Consider the following 22,036-nt stretch of genomic DNA (forward strand, 5'->3'; position numbering starts at 1 on the left):
CCAGGAAAGCGGAGCCGCGAGCCGCTACACCAAGCGGCTGTGTACGCCACGAAGGCACAGGACGCCGCTCCTCTAATGAGAAGTGATTGGAGTCAGAGAGAGTCCGAGGTATTCAAAGCAGCGATGAATTGGGCTCGACGGAATTCCTATATCGTGTCGAATCCCCGGCCAGGCTCATTCTATGGAATCGCTGCTGGTCACTAAGTGGAACGGCTACCATCGCACTGCTGGCCGGTGCGATGGGATTGAGGCGCGATAGTACGTTTCAACCTACTATTTACCGCGCCCGGTACCATTGGTGTGCCGATATGAGAAAAGTGGTGGCTAGCCGTGGTGGCATCCATCGAGGCCGGCCGTCGCGGCAGTCCAGCATTCACTTCGGCGAGCCTGGGCGACTTGTGCTTCGGAACCGCTTCCAAAGCCTCCGTTGATTATCACGATCGTCCGCTACGCGCGCCGCCAGGAAGCCGCGCGCATAGCCCGCACCATCCGAGGCCTTCCGATGGTGCTGCTGCAGATGGCTAAGCAGGCCATCTGCTACCGCCATGTCGTTGCCCCAACCCAGATCATCCTGCAGTTTCGCCAGTACCTGTCGATACGGCTTCAGGCTCTTCTGCTCGAAGAGGTCCGCGAAGAACTCAACCGCGTAGCGCAGCTTCTTTGCCGCGATCCGTGCGCGGTGGCGATGATGCGCATCGAGCTTGTGCAGGCCTCGGCCACGGCGGACCAGCCTGCGATGGCGTTGGCGCAGGACCCGATCTGCAAGCACGCCGATACGCTTCTTGAGCATCTTGCGCGTGTCATCGGACGTATCGCGCCATGGGTTCGTCGTTATCCAGTGATCGAGCGCAAGCGCAACGCGTGCATAGCGCGGCGACTGTACCGCAGCCGTTGCCTTGGCATGGCGGTCCTCTGCGATTTCGGCGGCCGCCGCCTTGGTTTCCGCCATGGGGTCGGGCTTGTCGTCGCCTGCATCAACCTGCGACAACGTGGAGTGTGCCAGCACATACCAGTCACGTGATTGGCCGAGCTCGTCGGCAATCCACTTCACTTCATCCTCGAGGGCAGCCGGCAGTTTGACCACATCCTCGAACATGTCGAGCGCGGAACGGAAGCGGCGCAGGCCCACGCGCATCTGATGCACGCCCTCGGGCGAATGTCCGGTGGCTACCAGCGGCACATTGGCATGCACCTGGGCCAGGCAGTTGTGCAATATCTTGCACAGGGCCTCTTCCACAGTGTCTTTCTTCCTCAGGGCGATGGGCAGGGCTTTGATCGCCGAGCGGTTGTCGCATACCAGCAAGTCGTAGCCCCGGTCGCTCTTGCTCTGCATGCTTAGGCTTAACGGTACCTTATCGATGAGCCGGAGGCCGACTTCGCCAAGGCGGCGGGGATCGCCATGCTTGAGTTCCAGTTCAAGCTCGCAGAAGGAGCGAGCATGCTCTGCCGCCGTGATCACGCCGGTGTCTAGTGCGAGTTCGATCTCCTCGCCGCTCGTCGGCCTTAGCGTCCACAATTTCCGGGTGACCGTGCTTCGAAAAATTGGGGCTAGCTGATCTGACAGCGATGCGTTCTTGAGGACATGTGAAAGCGGCGAAGACTTTGGCACAGCGGCGCGCAAGGCTTCGAGATCGGGTTTCGCCTCTTTCAACTCGGATTCGTACTCTTCGCGCTCGAAGATCCCGGCGCGCTGCTCGCCGGTAGACTTCAGGGTCTGCACGATCTGGTCGCCATCGCGGCGAACGCGCAAAGCTGCACCGTTTCGCCGCAGGAGAAAGTCGGGAGTATCGAAGTATTCGCTTTCCAGGGCCTGCTCCTGTGGCGAAAGCAGTTCCGCGTCCAGAAGCGTTGGCAATTCGCGAATGGCGGCGTCCTGGTCCCCCGCCACTTCAAACTTCAGTTCGTTCTCCATGGGTATTGCTGCTCCTAAGGGCGATGGGGCATGTCTAACGCGGCTTGCCTATCAGTTCCTACACCAGATCGCAGGATTTACCCATCCGTGTCGGCGAAAGCCGGCTCTTCGGACATTGCATTCGCGATCGTAGATACCCGTGCAAGAGATATGCCGTCAGCGGGCGGCGAGAAGCAGACATTCAGCAATGAAAAGTCCGGCAGCCGAATGGTTCACATCGTATTGCAAGCATTACCGTCAGATAACCAGCCATTCGACACTTGGTATGACTTCACCCTGCCGACGCAGCGGTTTGGAGCCGGTGCGACACGACGCCAATACCTTGAACCGTTGTGTTTGGAGCACATAAGGAGGAGATGTGGGAGAGGGTGGCCGGGATTCGAAAAAGATCCGCCACATCTTCGCTAAGCCTCGAACCCCACCGTTTGGATGATTGCAGCGGGCGCATTGCTGGCCAAAAATCAGGAAGAAGGAAGGGGGACCACCATGCGACGACTACCTCTCGTTGACATATCCTTGTTCTTCGCAATGATAGGGTGTTGTTCAAGCGTCCACGCCCAGTCCGGCGTGACGCTGTTCGGTATCGCCGACGCCGGTATCGAATTCAGCAATAATGCAGGCCGCAATGGCGACAGTCTCGTGCGGCTGGTTTCCGGGAACCAGTCTGGCTCGCGTTGGGGGCTGCGGGGCATGGAGGATTTGGGCAGCGGGCTGAAGGCAGTCTTTCTGCTGGAAAGCGGCTTCGACATCGATACCGGCAATTCGGGCCAGGGCGGGCGTCTGTTCGGCCGCAATGCCTATGCAGGGCTCGACAGCCAATACGGCTCACTGCTGCTGGGACGGCAGCAAACCGCCATGCGCGAATTCGGCAATATCTATGACCCCAATGCGATTGCCGACCGCTACAGCATCCTCTCGATTGCGCCGGAGTTTGGCGCGCGCGCGGACAATACCGTCAAGTATGTGGGCAAGTTCGGCAAGCTGACCGGCCAGGCTTTCTACTCATTCCAGGCTAATGGCAGCGAAGTGGCCGGCAGCAACGTTTTCGGACGTAATTTCGGCGCGTTCCTCAACTATGCCTCCGGCCCCTTCGCGCTGGGCGTGGCCTATGACGATGCGCACGTCGGCACGCCGACAAACCAGGCGCCGGTCCTGAGGCGCGTTTCCGTGGCTGGCACCTATGCAGTGGGTGATGCGAAGGTCTATGCCGGCTACCGCCTGGCGAAGGCCTATGATGGTGCCATGCTGCCGGGCGCCCAGGCGGCTAACACCGGCTCGAACCTCTACTGGCTGGGCCTGGCTTACAAATTGGCGCCGGCGTTCTCTCTGACTGGCGCGGCATACTACCAAGACTTCCGCCAGACCGCATCCGACCCGTGGCAATTTGTGCTTACCAGCGATTATTCACTCAGCAAACGCACCGACCTCTACGCCTCGGTCTCCTACGCGCTAAACAAGGATAACTCGGCACTGGGGGTCAACGGCTTCAACAGTGGCAGTGGCACGTCGGCTGTCTTCAACGTACAGCCTGGCAAGGATCAGGTGGGTGCGGTGGTGGGCGTTCGTCACCGGTTCTGATGCGCCTTGCCACGGAGCGTGCGCGGCCCTCCCGGGTCCCCTTCCGGGCTTCCATGGTCGAGAGCGGGTCTCGAACGGAACAGTCGCGCAGGTCGCGCTCGCTTACCTGGCGGCAGACTACGGCGACGGCTTCTACGGCACCGGGGAACGCGGCGCGTTCGCCATCGAGGCCGTTAGCCGTGCATACCTGCGGTCGAATCCTGGTGGGGAACGGGAAGCTACCCTGAAGGCTACGCCGCTAGGCAGTTCCCGACCCGCAACGGCCTTCGATCACGCCTGCAGTTGGCTGGACGCGTGCACCGCCCCTGGTCTGCCGCAGACAGTTGCGGCGGTTGTCGACGTCATGTCAGGCCAGACGACATGATCCCACTGCTGCACATGGAGGTGGACAGCATTGCTCCACCAAAAATTGCTTGCGCTTTATAACTACGACTACTACTATCGTAGTTATGGTGGCATGTCGGTGCTACCGATATGCCACGGTGCGGCGTACTGGGTTAAGGGCCGGGGACTGCATGTTTCGATACGCTGAAATGGCAATCGGAGCCTTCATGGCCACTAGCGCACCAGCGACCTCCAGTTTTGAGGCTGGATTGAGGGAAGGGCGCATCGACTCAAGAGTCTCAAAGATGCATGGAGTGAAGAAGGATGAATCGCAAGTCTCGACAAACGCTGCTCGCCGCTGCCCTCGTGGCAATCCTGGGGGCCGGCGTGGCAGCTTCGGTACTGCGTCCCCAGCACGGCGGGGAAGCTCAGGCCACCTCGCCGCCGCCGGCCCCGGCGGTTGAAGTGGCGGCAGTGGTGGGCCAGACCATCACCGAATGGGATGAATTCTCGGGCCGCATCGAGGCCGTGGACCGTGTGGAGATCCGTCCACGTGTGTCCGGTACTATCGAAACGGTGCATTTCCGCGATGGCTCGATCGTGATGAAGGGTGACCCGCTGTTCACGATCGATCCGCGCCCGTATGCGGCCGAAGTCGCGCGCGCCGAGGCGGCGCTGGCGGCGGCGCAGGTACGTGCAACGCATGCGCAGACCGAAAAGGTGCGCGCGCAGCGCCTGCTCGACGATAACGCGATCTCGCGCCGCGAGTTCGATGAGCGTATCAATGCGGCCAGCGAGATGTCGGCCGACGTCCGCGGCGCGCAGGCGGCGCTGGAGGTGGCGAAGCTGAACCTGGGCTACACGCGCATCGTTGCGCCGGTCACGGGCCGCGTGTCGCGTGCCGAGATCACGGTGGGCAACCTCGTGGCGGCCGGAGCGGCATCGCCGCCGCTGACCACGGTGGTATCGGTCTCGCCGGTGTACGCGAGCTTCGATGTCGACGAGCAGAGCTACCTGCGCTACACGGCGCCGAGCGCTGGTGGCGGCAAGGGCGACCTGCCGGTGTTCCTGGGCCTGGCCAACGAGGAGGGCAACCCGCACAAGGGCCGGATTCATTCGATCGACAACCGGCTCGACACGCGCAGCGGCACGATCCGCGTGCGCGCCGTCTTCGACAACGAGGACCGCCGCCTGCTGCCGGGGCTGTACGCGAAGGTCAAGCTCGGCGGCGGCTCGCCGTATCCCGCCGCGCTGGTCAACGATCGCGCCATTGGCACAGACCAGGGTAAGAAGTTCGTGCTCCTGGTGGACAAGGCCAACACGCTCGCGTACCGCGAAGTCGAACTGGGGCCGACGTACGAAGGGCTGCGCGTGATTCGCAAGGGTCTGCAACCGGGCGAGAACATCGTCGTGAACGGCCTGACGCGCGTGCGCCCCGGCGACACCGTGACCCCGAAGCCGGTGGCGATGGCCTACCGCAGCGAACTGGAGTCGCGTGGCAGCACGACGGACCGCAAGCAGGCCGCGGCTGACGCCAAGGCCGGCACGGCCGGCAAGGCCAGGGTGAGCTGAGTCCCGCCCTCCGCCACAGACCGAACTGGAATTCTCCCCTGAGGTTGCACATGGCGTCCGCTCCGGCGGACCGCCAGCGGGGGCTGCTTTCGCCGAGACCACGATGAATTTCCCGAAATTTTTTGTCGACCGCCCGATCTTCGCGGGCGTGCTGTCGGTGCTGATCTTCCTGATCGGCGCCATCTCGATGTTCAATTTACCGGTCTCGGAGTACCCGGAAGTGGTGCCGCCGTCAGTGGTGGTGCGCGCGCAGTTCCCGGGCGCCAATCCGAAGGTGATCGCGGAAACCGTGGCCACGCCGCTGGAAGAGCAGATCAACGGCGTCGAGGACATGCTCTACATGAACTCGCAAGCCAACACCGACGGCACGCTGACGCTGACGGTGACCTTCAAGCTGGGCACCGACCCGGACAAGGCCCAGCAACTCGTGCAGAACCGCGTCTCGCAGGCCGAGCCGCGCCTGCCGGAAGATGTTCGCCGCCTGGGCATCACCACCGTAAAGAGCTCGCCTGACCTGACCATGGTGGTCCACCTGGTCTCGCCCAACGACCGCTATGACACGACCTACCTGCGCAACTACGCGCTGATCAACGTGAAGGACCGCATCGCGCGGATCCAGGGCGTGGGCCAGGTTCGGTTGTTCGGCGCGGGGGACTACTCGATGCGCGTGTGGCTGAATCCGGAGAAGATCGCCGAGCGCGGGCTCGCCGCGTCGGACGTGGTGCGTGCCATTCGCGAGCAGAACGTACAGGTGGCGGCAGGCGTACTTGGCCAGTCGCCGGCGCTGCCGGGCACCGACCTGCAGCTGTCGGTAAACGCGCAGGGTCGTCTGCAGACCGTGGAAGAGTTCGGCGACATCATTGTCAAGACTTCGCCTGACGGTGTGGTCACGTACCTGAAGGACATCGCGCGCATCGAGCTGGGTGCGTCGGAATACGCGCTGCGTTCGCAGTTGGACAACAAGTCCGCCCTGTCGCTGCTGATCTTCCAGTCACCGGGGGCAAACGCGATCGATATCTCCAACGAAGTGCGCAAGACCATGGCCGAGCTGAAGCAGAACATGCCGGAAGGCGTGGCCTACAGCATCGTCTATGACCCCACGCAGTTCGTGCGCCACTCGATCGAGGCGGTGGTCCACACGCTGTTCGAGGCGATCGTGCTGGTGGTACTGGTGGTGATCCTGTTCCTGCAGACGTGGCGCGCATCGATCATCCCGCTGCTGGCGGTGCCGGTGTCGATCGTCGGCACCTTCGGGCTGATGCATGCGTTCGGCTTCTCGATCAACGCGCTGTCGCTGTTCGGGCTGGTGCTCGCCATTGGTATCGTGGTCGATGATGCGATCGTGGTGGTGGAGAACGTCGAGCGCAACATCGAGGAAGGGCTGACGCCGAAGGAGGCCACCTACAAGGCCATGCGCGAAGTCAGCGGCCCTATCATTGCCATCGCGCTGACGCTGATCGCCGTGTTCGTGCCGCTGGCGTTCATGACCGGCCTGACCGGCCAGTTCTACAAGCAGTTCGCGCTGACGATCTCGATCTCGACCATCATCTCGGCCTTCAACTCGCTGACGCTGTCTCCCGCGCTGTCGGCTCTGCTGCTGAAGAGCCATGACGCGCCCAAGGACTGGCTGACGCGTGGCATGGACAGGGTCTTCGGCAAGTTCTTCGTCCGCTTCAACCGCTTCTTCGGCCGCAGCTCCGAAAGCTATGGCCGTGGCGTGAAGGGTGTGATCCGCCGCAAGGGCTCGGTATTTGGCGTCTACGCCGTGATGCTGGTGGCCGCCTGGGGCGTGTTCCAGCTCGTGCCGAAGGGCTTTGTGCCGGCGCAGGACAAGCAGTACCTGGTGAGCTTTGCCAAGCTGCCTGACGGGGCCACGCTGGACCGCACCGAGGACGTGATGCGCCGCATGTCGGATATCGCGCTCAAGCATCCGGGGGTGGAATCGGCCGTTGCCTACCCGGGCCTGTCTATCAACGGCTTCACCAATAGTCCGAGCGCCGGCATCGTCTTTGTCACGCTGGACCCGTTCGAGAAGCGCAAGAGCAAGGAGCTGTCGGGCAATGCCATTGCCGCGGACCTGAACAAGGAGTATGCCGCGATCCAGGACGCGTTCATTGCAGTATTCCCGCCGCCGCCAGTGCAGGGCCTCGGCACGATCGGCGGTTTCAAGCTGATGATCGAGGACCGCGCCGCACTGGGCTATGACGCGCTGTTCGAAGCCACCAACGCGTTCATGACCAAGGCGCGCGCCACGCCCGAGCTCGCCGGCATCTTCAGCAACTACCAGGTGAACGTGCCGCAGCTTGACGTGCAGCTCGACCGTACCAAGGCCAAGCAACTCGGCGTGCCGGTGACCGATGTGTTCGATACGCTCCAGACCTACCTGGGTTCTGCCTACGTCAACGACTTCAACAAGTTCGGCCGGACCTACCAGGTCAAGGTGCAGGCGGATGCGCAGTACCGCCAGCATGCCGAGGACATCCTGCAGCTGAAGGCGCGCAGCGCCAGCGGCGAGATGGTGCCGCTGTCGTCGCTGGTGCAGGTGAAGCAGGGCTTTGGCCCGGATAGCGTGATCCGCTACAACGGCTTCACGGCCGCTGACTTGAATGGCGGACCGGCGCCGGGCTTCTCGTCGGGCCAGGCGCAGGCTGCCGCCGAGCGCATCGCTGCCGAAACCCTGCCAAAGGGGATCGGCTTCGAATGGACCGAGCTGACGTACCAGGACATCCTGGCCGGCAACGCGGGTGTGTGGATCTTCCCGCTGTGCGTGCTGCTGGTGTTCCTGGTGCTGGCCGCCCAGTATGAGAGCCTGACGCTGCCGCTGGCCGTGATCCTGATCGTGCCGACGAGCCTGCTGGCCGCCATGACGGGCGTATGGCTGACGCAAGGTGACAACAACATCTTCACGCAGATCGGCTTCATCGTGTTGGTGGGACTATCCGCGAAGAACGCGATCCTGATCGTCGAGTTCGCGCGCGAGCTGGAGCATCACGGCCGCACCGTGGTCGAGGCAGCGATCGAGGCCAGCCGCCTGCGCCTGCGTCCGATCCTGATGACGTCGTTCGCTTTCATCATGGGCGTGGTGCCGCTGGTGGTATCGAGCGGTGCCGGCTCGGAGATGCGCCAGGCCATGGGTGTGGCGGTGTTCGCGGGGATGCTTGGCGTGACGTTCTTCGGCCTGTTCCTGACGCCGGTGTTCTATGTGGCGCTGCGCCTGCTGGCCACGCGCGGCCAGCGCCGCGCGGCGGTGTCGACCGATGCAAAGTCCGCGCACGCCGTGGCGTCCGCAGAGTAATGGTGAAAGACATGCACAAATTCAGCGATGCGATGAAGCGGAACGCGCCGCGGCTTGCGGCCATGGCGGCTGCACTGGTGCTGGCCGGCTGCTCGCTGGCGCCGACCTACAAGGTGCCGGAGACACCCAGCGCCTCGACCTTCAAGGAAGCCGAGGCCGTCGCGGCCGAGAGCGCGCAATGGAAGACCGCCACGCCGGCCGAAGGCCAGCAGCGCGGTGAGTGGTGGAAGCTGTTTGGCGATGCCGATCTGGACCGGCTGATCGACGCGGCCAACGCTCACAACCAGGAGCTGGCAGCGGCGGCGGCGCGCCTGAAGCAGGCGCGTGCGTTCACCGGCGCCACCGAGGCGGACCGGTACCCGCAACTGAGCGTGGGCCTGGACCCGACGCGCTCGCAGCCGTCAGCGGCCTCGCAGGGGCTGCCCGATGGCGCGCGCGTGGCGCCCCAGACGGTGCTCAAGGCGCGCGCGTTCGCCAGCTACGAGCTTGACCTGTTCGGCCGCGTGGCCAGTAGCGTGGACGCCGCGCGTGCCGAAGAGCGGGGAGCCGAGGACCTGTACCGGTCCGTGCAACTGGCGCTGCAGGCCGACGTGGCGCAGGCCTACTTCGCGCTGCGCACGCTGGACAGTGACCGCGAGTTGCTCAACGCGACGATCAGGCTGCGTGAGGGCGCGCTGTCGCTGCTGCGCAAGCGGTACGAAGCAGGGGAGACCACCGACCTGGATCCGGCCCGTGCCGAAAGCGAACTGGGCACCGCACGCGCCGACCTGGCCGGAATCGAGCGCCGCCGCGCCAACCAGGAACACGCGCTGGCCGTGCTGACCGGCGTCTCCCCCGCGCAGTTCGGGCTCGCCACCCGGCCGTTCGATACCGCTCCGGTGGCCGTGCCGGCGGGGCTGCCGTCGGAACTGCTCGAGCGCCGGCCCGATATTTCGGCGGCGGAACGCCAGATGGCGGCCGCCAATGCGCGCATCGGCATCGCCCGCGCGGCGTTTTTCCCGCGCATCTCGCTCACGGCGCTGTTCGGCTTCGAGTCGGCGGACTTGTCGAACCTGTTCAAATGGTCGTCGCGCACATGGATGCTGGGTCCGCTGGTCGGTTCTACGGTGGCGCAGACCGTGTTCGACGGTGGCCGCAACCGCTCGAACCTGGTTGGCGCCCGCGCCGCGCACGAGGAGAGCGTGGCGCGCTACCGGCAGACCGTGCTGTCGGCGTTCCGTGAGGTGGAGGACAGCCTAGCCGACGTGCGCTGGCTCAGCCAGCAGGCCACTGCGCTCGACAGCGCCCTGGCCGGCGCGAAACGGGCCCAGCGCATCTCGCGCAGCCGCTACGATGCCGGTGCCGTCGACTACCTGGCCGTGATCGACGCCGATCGCACCGTGCTGCAGTCGCAGCGCGATGCCAATGCGGTGGCAGGCTTGCGTGCCGCGGCGACGGTGTCGCTGGTGCGCAGCCTCGGCGGTGGATGGAGCCAGCGGCAGCAATCCTGACAGCGTGCGTGCTGCCGGGTGTGTTGGAGCGGGAATCAGGAGACCTGTCGCTCACACCAGGCCGGCAGCCGGTGCCATGCCGCTTATCGGCCCGGTGGCCGTGGTCGCCCCTAAGCACAAGCGGTGTGTCTTCGCCTTGCGGTTCCCGCGGAAGTTGTATAGCATTGCAACTACGATACATCAAGTCTTAGTATGCCATGTCCCAAATCAGTACAGGCGTTGAATACAGCCTCCACTGCCTGCTGTACCTGACGCATTCGCAGTCGGCGGTGGAAGAAGCGAGCGTCCGTGATCTGGCTGAACTTCAGGGCGTTCCACACGACTTCCTGGCCAAGCTGTTCACCAAGCTGGCCAAGGCCAAACTGGTGGTCGCCACGGAGGGCATCAAGGGTGGATTCCGGCTCGCGCGGCCCGCCAACCACATTACCGTTCACGATGTCGTGGTTGCGATCGATGGCGAGAAGCCGCTCTTCGACTGCCTCGAGATCCGCGGCCGCTGTGCCGTCTTCAATGATGATGCACCGGGCTGGGCGACACGCGGCGTTTGCTCGGTTCACGCTGTGATGCAGGCTGCTGAGAAGGCCATGCGAGCGGAACTGAAACGGCATACCCTGGCCGACCTTTCCCAGCGCGTGAATGACAAGACGCCGGCCAGCTACGGTGTGCAGGTTGTCAACTGGCTGTCGGATCGAGCGGCCAACCGGCGGGGCGACAGGGCTGCGCCCACGCGCGCGGGTTCACGCAAGAACGCCTGAGGTCCGCGCGTTCAAGTCTCCAGCATTGCCTTTTCTCCCCATCGCTTGCGGAGGCGTTTTTTCGCCTGGCTTCTTCAGACTCGTCACATCTGACCTGCCAACAATGCGCGACTAAACAGCAACTACTTTAGTCCTTGTTTTGGTCTATACGGCTGGCTGGGCAACGCGGTGGTGCTCAAGCCAGATCCCCGCACGGCGGTGGGCGGTGGCTTTGTGGTTGCGCGACTGTTCGAACTCGCCGGCCTGCCGGCTGGCCATCAGTCATCAACCCGGTCGGCGGCGTCGGCGCGTCTGGCAACGGTACCAGCATCGGCGGAGCAGCCAACTGGGAGGAATTTACCCAGTGGCAATGGATGACCATTCAGGGCGAAGCGCCACAGTACCCGATTTGATGGGATACCAGAAGCAACAATGCCATCGGTTTCCGTTTGCGCAAGGTCGCGGGGATTCGCGGCAAGGGCCTGCTGCTGACGGCGATCGGTTGAACCCGCAATCGATATCAGTCGCCACGCCCACGCAGACGAGACCCCGTTCGCTGCCGGAATCCGCTTGGGTCCACACCATGCTGTTTGTGGAACGCCTGCGAGAAATTGCTGCGACTGGAGAAACCAACGGCGTGCGCCACCTGGGAAACCTGCAGGGTTGTAGTCGCCAGCAATTCCGCGGCCTTGTGCAGCCGCACCGCGCGCAGCATGGCCATCGGCGTCTGGCCGAACGCCCGTTCGAAGTGCGAAGCGAACGCTGAACGGCTCATTCCAGCCAGATCGGCCAACCGCTGCACCGACAGTGGCGCTTCCGGTTGTTCAAAGAGCTTTTCCAACGCGAGCAGCAGCCGGGGATCGGCAACGGCCGCCGTCCACGACAGCTCCGCGTTATCGCTCTCCATCTGACGCCGCAGCAGCATGACCAGGCATTGCTTGAGCAATGCCTCGATCAGCACCCTCGATCCCAGTCCGGGCTGTGCGGATTCCGCCAGCAGCATGACGAACTGGTCTCTCAACCCCGCCGGCCCGTCGAACCGCGTCACGATTGGATGCCGCAGCATCCTGAAGGGATCGGCGGTACTCGTCGCGAAGCGCAACTCCCCACACGCCATCTCAACTCCCGCTGCCGCCTCGCCCACCTTTACCGTCGGCGCGGTTTCGCGCGCGGACCATGAGCCAAGCCTTGCCCGCTCCACCGACATCGTCGGCGACTCGAAAGCGCTTTCCAGCCGGTAGGAAACGCCCGGCGGCATCAGGACAAAACTGTGCGGCTGCAGAGCGATGCGGTGGCCGTTGCCTGCGTCGAGCGTTCCGCGGCCGTCCAGGCAGTAGTGCAGGCTGGCGGTTTCGCACGCATCGAAGCGCACGCTCCACCCATCGCGAATGTCGCACCGTGTGATGTGCGTGACACCAATGTCAAGTGTGGCAAGGAAATGCTCGAGCACACGATGTGCAGAAGGGGGAGAGGCCATCTTTGGACGAATTGAAACCAAACTAAGACCAAGTGGAACCTTGCCATTCCTATCATACCTACTCCAACCCCAACCTTGATGGAGTTTTCATGTTTGATATGAAGGATCTTGCCCGTTTGAGGAAGCTGGACGAAAACGCTCCTGAAGCGATGAAGAGCTTCCGTGCATTTGACCACGCAGCTTTTGCCGACGGCGCGCTTTCGGCGCAGCAGAAACAGATTATTGCGGTGGCCGTGGCGCTGACGACGCAGTGCCCGTATTGCATCGCCCTGCATACCAAGGCCGCCCACGATGCCGGCGCCACCAATGCGCAACTTGCAGAAGCCGCACTCGTCGCCGCCGCCATCCGGGCGGGCGGTGCGGTCACGCATGCCACGCACCTGTTCCGAGACTGAACGCCATCCAACGAACCTTACCGCGCAAGGGGAGCCCCGAACTCCGTGGGGCGACTTCATTCCGGTAAGGGACGCGTCTGATACGAGGAGGTCTGCGCCACCGGGGCGTGCTCCTCCACCACACCACATATCCGTTGAGGAGTAACTATGCAAGCCATCACATCCGTCGCCACAACGCGCACCAGCGAAGCCATCAACAACCACGAGGCATTGCTGCGCTGGTCTCTGGTTGTCGTCTTTCTCTGGTTCGGCGGGATGAAATTTACCGGCTACGAAGCGCAGGGGATTGCGCCGTTCATCGAGAATAGCCCCTTCATGGCCTGGCTGATCGACGTGTTCGGTGTACGTGGCGCCAGCGCTGTCATTGGCGTGATGGAACTGTCCACCGCGGTGACGCTGGCCGTCGGCGCCTTCCATCACAGGGTGGCGGTACTTGGTGCAGCCATGTCATGCGCGACATACGCGATCACGCTGACGTTCTTTGTCACCACCCCCGGCGTTGCCGAGCCGACTGCTGGCGGGTTTCCGGCGATCTCAGCGCCAATCGGCCAGTTCCTGCTGAAGGACCTCGTGCTGTTGGCAGCGTCGGCTTCCCTGCTGCGCACGGCGCTGGCACGTTGGCAGGCGGCGCGTTCCCGGTAGGATCGCCGTTGAGTACGTAGCAGTGTTCTGCGGCATGCCGAATCTTGGCCGGCTTCCGACCGACGCGAGCCCACAAGGACGCCGGGGCAGCGGAGGCTATGAGTGTTGACGGGCATTAGCCAGGCCTGTCGCTAACATCCATCGTCGAAGCCCATCCAGGCGCCCGCGACCCCTTGCAAGGTACTGGCACAACAGCGTCGGCTCTTTTCGTCCTGGCCGTTCCGATCTCTGCGCACGCGTGAAGGCGTAGATACCGCGAGTTGGACGCCCGCACGTCGTCTCGCTCAGTCGTCGTGACGATGCTTCTTGTGGCCTTTATGCTTGCCGGGATTGCCATGCTTGTGATCATCGGCGTAGTTGTTGCGCGACACATTGCCGCCCAGCGCCGATCCGGCCGCGCCGCCAGCAGCGGCACCAACGATACCGCCAGTGCGGCCGCCCAAGGCATTTCCCGCCGCCGCGCCAGCGCCACCGCCCAGCGCGCCACCCACAATGGCCCCGGTTCGTTCCTTCTTGTTGGCTGTCACCGCACCGCCCGCGCCGCCTCCCAGCGCGCCGCCGATGACAGCACCGCTGCTGCCTCCCAGCGCTCCGCCGACCGCCGCGCCTGCGGCACCGCCCAGCCCACCGCCCGCAGCATTTTTCAGGTCTTCAGCCAGTGCCGATGTGGTTGCGGCAGTTAGCAGCAGGGTCAAGCACAGTCCGCGAAGTGAGTTTTGAGGCATTTTTTCCTTGAGTAGCGAGGGTTGGCAATGAGTCGACGGGAAGTCTACACGCTACACGGGCACGTCCGATTCAGGGATTGCTTGGCCTTAGTGGGAGCAGCGCGCGATTCGCGAGCGTGCCGATGGGCGTTGTAACAGGCGCGAAGCGCGCTCTTCAGTCTGTGGGGCCGACCAACGCTAGCGGTTGCTGCATCAATCCCTGTTGCGATCTTTGCCGCGGCCGTGGCCGCCGTCCCAATCATGGTGGCGGCTGCCCTCGTCAGCGCGGTGATTGCTACGACCATTACTCCGGTGCTCTCCGCGCTCGCTCCGTCGTTCCCGACCACGATTCTCAGTAAGCTCGTCGCGGTGATGCCATCCTTGTTTTTCGCCGCGGCTTTCGCCTTGATCTCGACCACGGGTCCAGCTTCGGCTGTCGCCGTTGTTCCAATCCCGGCTTCTGCTTCTCTTCTCGTCCCAGTCGCGGCCTCGATCCCAGCTACCGTCCCATTTTCGGTTGCCGCCATGGTAGTGGCCGCTGTCCCAGCCAGAGTAGCCACCGCCATAGAGGGGACGTGAGTATCCGCGATGGTAATAGTCGTCTTCGTAGGGAGCGACGGCGCAGCCGGTAAACAGTGCTGCCGCAGCTACGGTGAGCACGCGAACGGAATGCATGATGACCTGAGTTGGCAAAAGTGCCGCAAGAATACCGATGGGTACTCCGCTGAGTTGTAAGAAATGGTGTCCACCGAACTCAGCCACGAAGGGTTCTCACAGACAGCCGCGCGATCTCGGCCCGTCGCACCCCTCACAGCGATTTCAGATACTCGGCCAGGTCGGCAATTTCCTGGTTGGTCAGCCCCAGTCCCTGCTTCGTGTTGTAGGTCTTCACGACATCCGACAACGTCGCCGCTGATCCGTCATGAAAGTAGGGGGCGTGTTGCCAGATGCCCCTTAGTGGCGTGGTCCGGTATGGCTTGGTCGCGGAGCGCGAGGCGTAGCTTGGGGTTTCCGGCTCGGCCATCGAGTCGGCGGACGGGTGCAGGACCGAGTTTGCATCGGCAAATGCCGCGGAGGCCGGAAGGTACGGAGAGACCCCGACCCAGATTTCGATCGGCGAGGCGGGGATATGATGGCTGACGCGGTCGAAAGAGGCCCGGGATTGAGGCGGGCTACCGTCCGGAACCCAGATCTTTGTCACCTTTCCGTAAGTAGGCACGTCTAATGGTCAGGAACGGGAGCGAAATCGCCAATATGGACACAAACCGGAATGCCAGGTCCCCCATGATGTCTGCCGTCGATGCCCACACGGATGCCGAACTGATAGCCCGGGCTGCTCCGTTCGCACTGACGGAGATTCGCCGCCGGAATTTCAACCGGGTCGGTTCACACACTTTACGAAGAGGAAAATCATGAGAATCGCGAACGTCCTTCTCTCCAGCGCTTTCATCTTCGCGGGCCAGGCAGCAATGGCCCAGGCGGCCGCACCCAATGACGCGCAGATTGCCTCCATTGTGGTAACGGCGAATCAGGTCGATATCGATGCAGGCAAGCTCGCAGAATCCAAGGGCTCCAACAAGGACGTCAAGGCATTCGGCAAACAGATGGTGACGGACCATACCGGTGTCAACAATTCCGCCACCGCGCTTGTCAAGAAACTGAAAGTCACGCCCGAGGACAACCCGACCAGTCAAAGCCTGAAAACCGGCGGGGAGCAGAATGTCGAGAAGCTGAAGGGCCTCAAGGGAGCGGAGTTCGATAGCGCCTACATCGATAACGAGGTCAAGTACCACCAGGCCGTGCTCGATGCCATGGATAAGACATTGATTCCCAGCGCCAAGAACGAAGAGCTGAAAGCACTGCTGGTCAAGGTGCGGCCGGCATTCGTTGCACACCTGGAGCACGCCAAGAGCATCCAGGCAGCGCTTGCCAGGAAGTAACCATTGCGCTGACCCACCATGCGAACTCGATCGGCTGCGTTGCTGTTGACGATGGGATTGCTGTTTGCCGGCCCGGTGCGGAATGTAAGCGCCGGGCCGGTGTCCCACACGGTAATTATGGACGGCATACGGTTTGAGCCGCAGGAGTTGACCGTCAAAGCCGGCGATGCGGTTGTGTGGATCAACAGGGATCCCTTCCCACATACTGCTACGACAAAAGCCGGAGTCTTCGACTCGAAAACTATCGCGGCGGGCCAGTCATGGAAATATCGGCCCATCAAGGCCGGAGTCTTCCCCTATGGGCGTTCCCTGCACCCAACGATGGAGGGAACACTGCGGGTTGTGTTTCCATAGAAGGCTGCGAATAGAAGTCCGACGGCGTCAGCAGACAGCACACGGCTAGGCTGGAACCGCCCGTTGGATGCGACTGATGTGATTGACAAGGCGGAACGGCGGTGCGGTCCTCGTTACCCAGGGCCGTCATTCAAGTCCGCGCTACCTCCATCGTCTCTGGCGCAGTATGCTGTTATCGTTGCCCGGCAGTTAACTTGATTTTTCTTGAGCACTATTCTCGCGGGCAAGGGCGACTCCATGCCGAATCCGGAAGCTGGTGTTTGGGCACGCCGTACCTGGAGGTGTGGCTTTACGAGCAGTTCTGATCGGCAATCTGTACAGATCGAATTTCCAGTCTTTCGCTCCGCCTCCGACAATGCCGGCCGCTTTAGATCCCAATGGCCCCAAGGACAATTACCGAACCCTGCTGTACTTCGGTTGGCTGACACTATTTGTCCATCTGGCGACGCCGGCCGGTTACCTGATTGATATACAGACGTCGTACCTACTCAAGAATGAGTTGCATGCGACAGCGACGCAGATCTCGGCATTCCGGCTGATTACCGGCATACCCGTGTATATTGCGTTTGCTTTTGGCCTCGCGCGCGATCATTGGAATCCGCTCGGATTGCGAGACCGCGGCTTCTTCCTGATTTTCGCTCCCACCACCGCGGCGGCATTCACCTGGATGGCGTTTGCGGGGACTTCATACACGGGACTGGTCGTCGGAATGCTGCTGGCAATGCTGTCATCCCGATTTACTGCCGCAGCCTATCAGGGGTTACTCGCACTGGTGGGCCAGGAAAAGCTCATGTCTGGGCGCCTGAGCGCTTTGTCCAACGTGGTCAGCTCCGTTCCCGTCGTTGCGGGAGCGTTCGCTTCCGGGCTCGTGTCCGATCATCTTGCCCCACAAGAGGCCTTCTTGTTAGTGGCGATGGTCACGCTGTTGATTGCCGTGTTCGGGCTCTGGAATCCCGCTTCCGTCTTCGGCCATGTGTACGAGAAGCCGCAAGCCGGGAGCGCGGATTTCGTTGGTAATGTCAGACGGCTAGTGAAGCATAAGGCCGTCTATCCAGCCCTGCTCATCTGCTTTCTGTGGAACTTTGCGCCAGGGTCTGCCACGCCGCTGCAGTTCTATCTGAGCAATGAGCTAAATGCGTCGGATTCCGTGTATTCATACTACAACGGCATCTTCGCCGCCGCGTTCATCCCGACATTCTTGCTGTACGGCGTGTTATGCAAGAAGGTATCGCTGAACAAGCTGCTGTGGTGGGGAACGATCGTCGCAGTGCCGCAGATGGTTCCGCTGGCATTCATTCACTCAGCCGATCTCGCCCTGGTGTTGGCGGCACCGATAGGGCTGATGGGCGGGGTAGCCACGGCAGCATACTTCGATCTTGCGATGCGGTCCTGTCCACCGGGCCTGCAAGGGACCTTGATGATGCTGGTCGATGGTGTTCTCGCGCTCTCGGCGCGTGCCGGGGATTTGTTGGGCTCATGGATTTATAACAGCGGCGCAGCGCACGGCTTCACGTTGTGTGTGATCGCGACTACCGTGGTGTACGCACTGATTCTCCCTTTGATTCCGCTGACACCGAAAGCATTGATTGCTACCAAGGACGGAGAACCAAATTCGGAGGTTGCGGCCGACGGCAATGGTTAGCGCAGCATACTGGCCAGAAGTGAGCAGCACGGTGAGGATCGTTCTCACTCGCAGTTGACGGACGCCAGCAATGATCACTGGACCACGTAGCGTCCCGGGCGGTGGTTGGTCGCCAATACAAAGTTGAGGACAACGGCACCGAGAATGGAGAGAGCGACGCGCGGCCATGGAACGGTCAGGAGAGCCGCTCCGACGACCGCTGCATCCACCGCCATCTGGATATGGCCGGCACGCCAGTTGTGCCGTTCCTGAAGCACGAGAGCAAGGATGCCGATACCGCCAAGGCTCGCCTTGTGCCGAAACAGAATCAGGAATCCGTTGCCCAATAGTACGCCTCCCAGGATTGCAGCAAGCGTGGGGTCGAGCGTGGCGAAGCTGAGGCAGCGTGGCAGCAAGTCGGCTTCGACTGAGAACAACAATACCGCCACAAACGTCCGGAAAGTGAACGTCCCACCCATGAATTTCCATGCAAGCCAGTAGAAGGGCAGGTTGAAGACGAAGAACGCTACGCTGAACGGCATGCCGCCGAGGTAATGGGCAAGGAATGCCAGACCAGCCGTACCGCCCGAAAGCAAACCTGCCTGCTTGAACATGGATACTGCCAGTGCGACAAGCAGTGTGCCTATTATCAGTGCCTGCAAGTTCTCTATGGGAGTGTGTTGGGCGATTGCAGGCTTCATGGCGGAGGGGGGCGAAGATGGCTTCGATACTGCCCATCAAGATAAGTCGGGCGCAAGTCGGACTACGACTGACAAAGTGTAGCGACGCTGGACGAGCCCTTGCATGATCCTGGTCAAGTGTCAGCCGCCAAGATATGGGTTCGTTCAGCACTGATTTCGTCGTCCAATAGATCTCCGCCGGACTGTCTCGATGCAAACCGCTGCTACCCGCTCGACTCCTCGCCGGCAAGCGACTCTTGCGAACTCGGCGGCCGGCACTTCCCGACAACCCTGAACGGTCACTCCGTGGGCTTTGAAATGGACGCCTCTGTTGATCCGATCGCGCCTGCGACCTTCATGTAGAACTTTTGAAAGAGATCGCTCTTCTGGCATCCGCTTCGGTCCGATTTCCCCGAGCCATGCCACGAATACGCAAGGCGGACAGGCCCTCCCTCAGGTTTGACTCGCATTTGGTGGCCCTGCTTCTGAGTCGCATAGCTATTCCAGGAAGACGTAGAGGACTTTTGAAACCTGCGACGACGGAATGCGTCTCCGAGCGACATAGCAGGTCCCGACTGCGCCGCTCGTCCCGATGGCCACACTGACTGGTAAGGCGGCGTCGGTGGCATAGTTGGTGGATCGGCCTTTCATCTGGAGCGAGCGTCGTGAGTAACGGGGATGACCTTAGACGAATCGGGGGCGAGCCGGGAAAGAGAGAGGGCCGGGATCCGGCCTTACGCGCTATCATCCGGCCATCTGGTCCACAGCAAACGACAGGAGCAGCCAATCATGCGACACATCGGTCAGACTGTCTCGTTCATCCGTCCCGACGGCCAGTCGGTCAACGGCTACCTTGCCAGGCCGGATCTCACCGACGGCGCCCCGGCCATCATCGTTGTCCAGGAGTGGTGGGGGCTGAACAACCAGATTCGCGGCGTGGCCGACCGCCTTGGGCGTGCCGGCTACTACGCGCTGGTGCCGGACCTCTACCGCGGCGCCAGCACGGTCGAGCAGGAAGAGGCCCACCACCTGATGTCCAAGCTGAACTTCGGTGACGCCGTGGCGCAGGACATCCGCGGCGCCGTGCAGTACCTCGGCACCCTGAGCAGCCGCATCGGTATCACCGGCTTCTGCATGGGTGGCGCGCTGACGCTGCTGTCGCTGAACGCCATCCCCGAGCTGAAGGCAGGTGTGCCGTTCTACGGCATGCCGCCGCTGGAAGCCATCGACCCTGCCAATATCAAGGTGCCGGTGCTCGTCCACTCGGCCGCGCAGGACGCGTTCTTTGCGGCCGAGAACTTCGACAAGCTCGAGGAGAAGCTGCGCGCCGGCGGCGTCGATGCGACGTTCCACCGTTACCTCGCGCACCATGCCTTTGCCAACGAGGAAGCCATCGGCGACGGCCGCATCGCCGGTACCCAGTACGACGCCGCTTGGGCGCAGGTCGCCTGGGACCGCACACTGACGTTCTTCGCGCGCCACCTCTGGCGCTGATCATCGCCAGCCGGGAAGCATCCCGTCTGCGGCCCGGCAAACCGGTCGGCCACGTCGCGCTTACGACAGCAACCGCGGTGTCCGCCAGCTTTCCATGTCCCGGACCTGCCGGATGAGGGCGGCGATTTCGTCCGGGCTTGCTCCTCCGGCAAAGCGGGCCAGGCGCAGCAGCTTTTGCTCGATCTCCTCGTCAGTAAGCGGGTTGACGGGGTCGCCCTTGGGCATCCGCACGACGGACTCGAGCTCGCGGCCTTCGACCGTGACCACGCGTACCTTGCCGATCCATCGCTGCGGATAGGCGGCATCGACCTCGTTGTCCAATTTCATCGACACACGGGTGCGGAAGGCCTCGACCTCCGGTGCTGTCCGTATGGCGCCGTAGAGCTACTCGGTGCCTGCGCGGCCATGAATGCATACTTTGCGAATCGAGCCGAAGAAGCCTGCCCACGGCAACCGCTGCGGCAAGCGTTCCCACCGTGGCAGTCGTGTGAAAGATGCGATAGTGCGAGCGTCCCAGGTATTCCGCAACGCGCGCCCCCACTTCAAGACTTGTATCGGTCGATCAAGCGCTTCGTGGTCATCGTACTATCCGTATTTTTCTGGCGGTATGTACAGAAAATGGCTTATCTATCAATAACTTACAGATTGTCCGACGGCGCGTGATTTATTGCGCCGTCAAAGCCTTGCTACAGGCGGGTCTGCGGTCCGCTACCGCCGATGACCTATGGCGGACTGTACCTGGCCATCAGCCGCTACTTTCCGCCCAAGCAGCTCGATTACGTCCTTGCCTCGCACGCCGATCCGGATATTGTCGCTTCGGTCGGCCGCTGGCTAAGCGGCTCCGACTGTCGCGTGGTGATTTCCAGCGTGTGGGCACGCTTTCTCCCGCATTTCTGCCAGGCCGGCAAGACCTCCGGCCGCATCGAGACCATTTCCGACCAGGGCGCGCACATCCCCCTCGGCCACGGCACGCTGGTGGCCGTGCCAGCGCATTTCCTTCATTCGGAGGGAAACTTCCAGTTCTACGACCCGGTCAGCAAGATCCTGTTCTCGGGCGACCTGGGCGCGGCTATGACCGGCGCCGACGTGGCCAGCACTACGGTCTCGGACTTCGACGCGCATGCGCGCCACATGCTGCCTTTCCACCAGCGCTATATGAGCGGCAACCGCGCTTGCCGACTGTGGGCCGCCATGGCGCGGACGCTCGATATCGACTGGATCGTTCCCCAACACGGACCATCGTTTTGCGGCAAGGAGATGGTGGCGCGCTTCATCGACTGGGTCGAAGGCCTGTCATGCGGGCTGGATTTACTGACTCAGAAGAACTATCGCGTGCCACCGGCCGGCGCCACGACGCTTGCGCTCGCGAAACTCCAGTGCCCCGATGAGACCGTTTCGGAATAATCGAGAACGCGCTTATCCCGTGCCGCCGCTGGTACGCGGAATTATGCCGTCACGCCTTCGGTTTGATAGCCGTTTTCCAACTCTAAAATAGCGCCTGGGATGAGATGCCGATTACCAGTTTATCTGTGAGATCGTAGGCCATGCCGAAGTATAAATGGACGGATCCCGACCCACGGGGCTGACTTATCGGCACCGGCGAGCTGGAGTGCTACCATTAAACATAACGCCCGTAGGGCGAACTTTGCCTGGACATTGCCTGCCGCGGCAAAGCTGGAATGTCCGATTTGGCCGAGACATGCCAGACCCGGCAGGGTGGACTCAATCCCGGCTGGGGCGTCAATTGCACATTAGTCCCTCCTGGAACCGCATCCCGGCAGGGCGGCAGACCGACTACGATGTTGTTGTGGCATCCTTGCTGTT

At 62.3% G+C, this 22,036-nt stretch carries 19 protein-coding genes and 1 pseudogene; 12 read left to right on the top strand and 8 right to left on the bottom strand.

From position 1 onward, the window contains the following. Positions 1-373: 373 nt before the first annotated feature. Positions 374-1,912: a CYTH and CHAD domain-containing protein gene (locus CTP10_RS31260; RefSeq protein ID WP_116318570.1), complete on the bottom strand. Its 1,539-nt coding sequence runs from the start codon at positions 1,910-1,912 to the stop codon at positions 374-376. A gap of 528 nt (positions 1,913-2,440) precedes the next feature. Here CTP10_RS31260 and CTP10_RS31265 point away from each other — a divergent pair. The 5 genes from CTP10_RS31265 to CTP10_RS31285 all read left to right on the top strand — a co-directional run bounded on the left by CTP10_RS31265 (position 2,441) and on the right by CTP10_RS31285 (position 10,926). Continuing rightward, on the top strand, positions 2,441-3,490 hold the full coding sequence (locus tag CTP10_RS31265) for a porin (protein WP_116318635.1): 1,050 nt from the start codon (positions 2,441-2,443) through the stop codon (positions 3,488-3,490). A 648-nt stretch (positions 3,491-4,138) separates the two neighbouring features. Further along, a complete protein-coding gene (locus CTP10_RS31270; protein ID WP_116318572.1) occupies positions 4,139-5,386 on the top strand; it encodes an efflux RND transporter periplasmic adaptor subunit in 1,248 nt (415 codons plus the stop codon). Between the two features lie 103 nt (positions 5,387-5,489). Continuing rightward, the gene (locus tag CTP10_RS31275; RefSeq protein ID WP_116318573.1) at positions 5,490-8,681 is read left to right on the top strand and encodes an efflux RND transporter permease subunit; all 3,192 of its coding nucleotides are present in this window, start codon (positions 5,490-5,492) and stop codon (positions 8,679-8,681) included. An 11-nt stretch (positions 8,682-8,692) separates the two neighbouring features. Next, entirely contained in the window at positions 8,693-10,171 is a 1,479-nt protein-coding gene (locus tag CTP10_RS31280; RefSeq protein WP_442875255.1) for an efflux transporter outer membrane subunit, read from the top strand. Positions 10,172-10,368: 197 nt separating this feature from the next. Beyond that, entirely contained in the window at positions 10,369-10,926 is a 558-nt protein-coding gene (locus CTP10_RS31285) for an RrF2 family transcriptional regulator (protein ID WP_116318574.1), read from the top strand. Between the two features lie 499 nt (positions 10,927-11,425). Here CTP10_RS31285 and CTP10_RS31290 read toward each other — a convergent pair whose 3' ends face one another. Then, the gene (locus tag CTP10_RS31290) at positions 11,426-12,355 is read right to left on the bottom strand and encodes an AraC family transcriptional regulator (RefSeq protein ID WP_233528025.1); all 930 of its coding nucleotides are present in this window, start codon (positions 12,353-12,355) and stop codon (positions 11,426-11,428) included. Positions 12,356-12,471: 116 nt separating this feature from the next. On the opposite strand from CTP10_RS31290, the gene CTP10_RS31295 reads away from it, so the two are divergent. Continuing rightward, complete coding sequence (locus CTP10_RS31295) at positions 12,472-12,777, top strand: carboxymuconolactone decarboxylase family protein (protein ID WP_116318576.1); 306 nt, start codon at positions 12,472-12,474, stop codon at positions 12,775-12,777. Positions 12,778-12,924: 147 nt separating this feature from the next. Then, on the top strand, positions 12,925-13,419 hold the full coding sequence (locus tag CTP10_RS31300; protein ID WP_116318577.1) for a YkgB family protein: 495 nt from the start codon (positions 12,925-12,927) through the stop codon (positions 13,417-13,419). Between the two features lie 284 nt (positions 13,420-13,703). Here CTP10_RS31300 and CTP10_RS31305 read toward each other — a convergent pair whose 3' ends face one another. The 3 genes from CTP10_RS31305 to CTP10_RS41170 form a co-directional block, all read right to left on the bottom strand. Next, positions 13,704-14,144 carry a hypothetical protein gene (locus tag CTP10_RS31305; RefSeq protein WP_116318578.1) on the bottom strand — a complete coding sequence of 147 codons (441 nt, stop codon included), beginning with the start codon at positions 14,142-14,144 and terminating at the stop codon, positions 13,704-13,706. 192 nt (positions 14,145-14,336) lie between these two features. After that, on the bottom strand, positions 14,337-14,885 hold the full coding sequence (locus CTP10_RS31310; RefSeq protein WP_147316200.1) for a hypothetical protein: 549 nt from the start codon (positions 14,883-14,885) through the stop codon (positions 14,337-14,339). A gap of 46 nt (positions 14,886-14,931) precedes the next feature. Then, positions 14,932-15,324: a hypothetical protein gene (locus tag CTP10_RS41170; RefSeq protein WP_233528026.1), complete on the bottom strand. Its 393-nt coding sequence runs from the start codon at positions 15,322-15,324 to the stop codon at positions 14,932-14,934. A gap of 211 nt (positions 15,325-15,535) precedes the next feature. Here CTP10_RS41170 and CTP10_RS31320 point away from each other — a divergent pair, with 211 nt between their 5' ends. The 3 genes from CTP10_RS31320 to CTP10_RS31330 all read left to right on the top strand — a co-directional run bounded on the left by CTP10_RS31320 (position 15,536) and on the right by CTP10_RS31330 (position 18,059). Beyond that, on the top strand, positions 15,536-16,063 hold the full coding sequence (locus CTP10_RS31320) for a DUF4142 domain-containing protein (protein ID WP_116318580.1): 528 nt from the start codon (positions 15,536-15,538) through the stop codon (positions 16,061-16,063). Positions 16,064-16,180: 117 nt separating this feature from the next. Further along, positions 16,181-16,417, top strand: a complete 237-nt coding sequence (locus CTP10_RS31325) for a plastocyanin/azurin family copper-binding protein (protein ID WP_233528037.1) — start codon at positions 16,181-16,183, stop codon at positions 16,415-16,417. Positions 16,418-16,772: 355 nt separating this feature from the next. Beyond that, the gene (locus CTP10_RS31330; protein ID WP_116318581.1) at positions 16,773-18,059 is read left to right on the top strand and encodes an MFS transporter; all 1,287 of its coding nucleotides are present in this window, start codon (positions 16,773-16,775) and stop codon (positions 18,057-18,059) included. Between the two features lie 74 nt (positions 18,060-18,133). Here CTP10_RS31330 and CTP10_RS31335 read toward each other — a convergent pair whose 3' ends face one another. Beyond that, positions 18,134-18,652 (bottom strand): YitT family protein, encoded by a 519-nt coding sequence (locus CTP10_RS31335; protein ID WP_334223336.1) that lies wholly within the window; start codon positions 18,650-18,652, stop codon positions 18,134-18,136. Between the two features lie 855 nt (positions 18,653-19,507). Here CTP10_RS31335 and CTP10_RS31340 point away from each other — a divergent pair. Further along, entirely contained in the window at positions 19,508-20,212 is a 705-nt protein-coding gene (locus CTP10_RS31340) for a dienelactone hydrolase family protein (protein WP_199414544.1), read from the top strand. Between the two features lie 60 nt (positions 20,213-20,272). Here CTP10_RS31340 and CTP10_RS31345 read toward each other — a convergent pair whose 3' ends face one another. Both CTP10_RS31345 and CTP10_RS41330 read right to left on the bottom strand, forming a co-directional pair. Continuing rightward, positions 20,273-20,539: an MmgE/PrpD family protein gene (locus CTP10_RS31345; RefSeq protein WP_233528027.1), complete on the bottom strand. Its 267-nt coding sequence runs from the start codon at positions 20,537-20,539 to the stop codon at positions 20,273-20,275. 91 nt (positions 20,540-20,630) lie between these two features. Then, positions 20,631-20,756, bottom strand: a pseudogene (locus CTP10_RS41330) (MmgE/PrpD family protein); the annotation flags it as partial. Between the two features lie 173 nt (positions 20,757-20,929). On the opposite strand from CTP10_RS41330, the gene CTP10_RS31355 reads away from it, so the two are divergent. Next, complete coding sequence (locus tag CTP10_RS31355) at positions 20,930-21,616, top strand: MBL fold metallo-hydrolase (RefSeq protein ID WP_116318583.1); 687 nt, start codon at positions 20,930-20,932, stop codon at positions 21,614-21,616. Positions 21,617-22,036 lie beyond the last annotated feature (420 nt).

Source organism: Cupriavidus sp. P-10 (assembly GCF_003402535.2).
In the GTDB taxonomy this organism is placed as follows: Bacteria; Pseudomonadota; Gammaproteobacteria; order Burkholderiales; family Burkholderiaceae; genus Cupriavidus.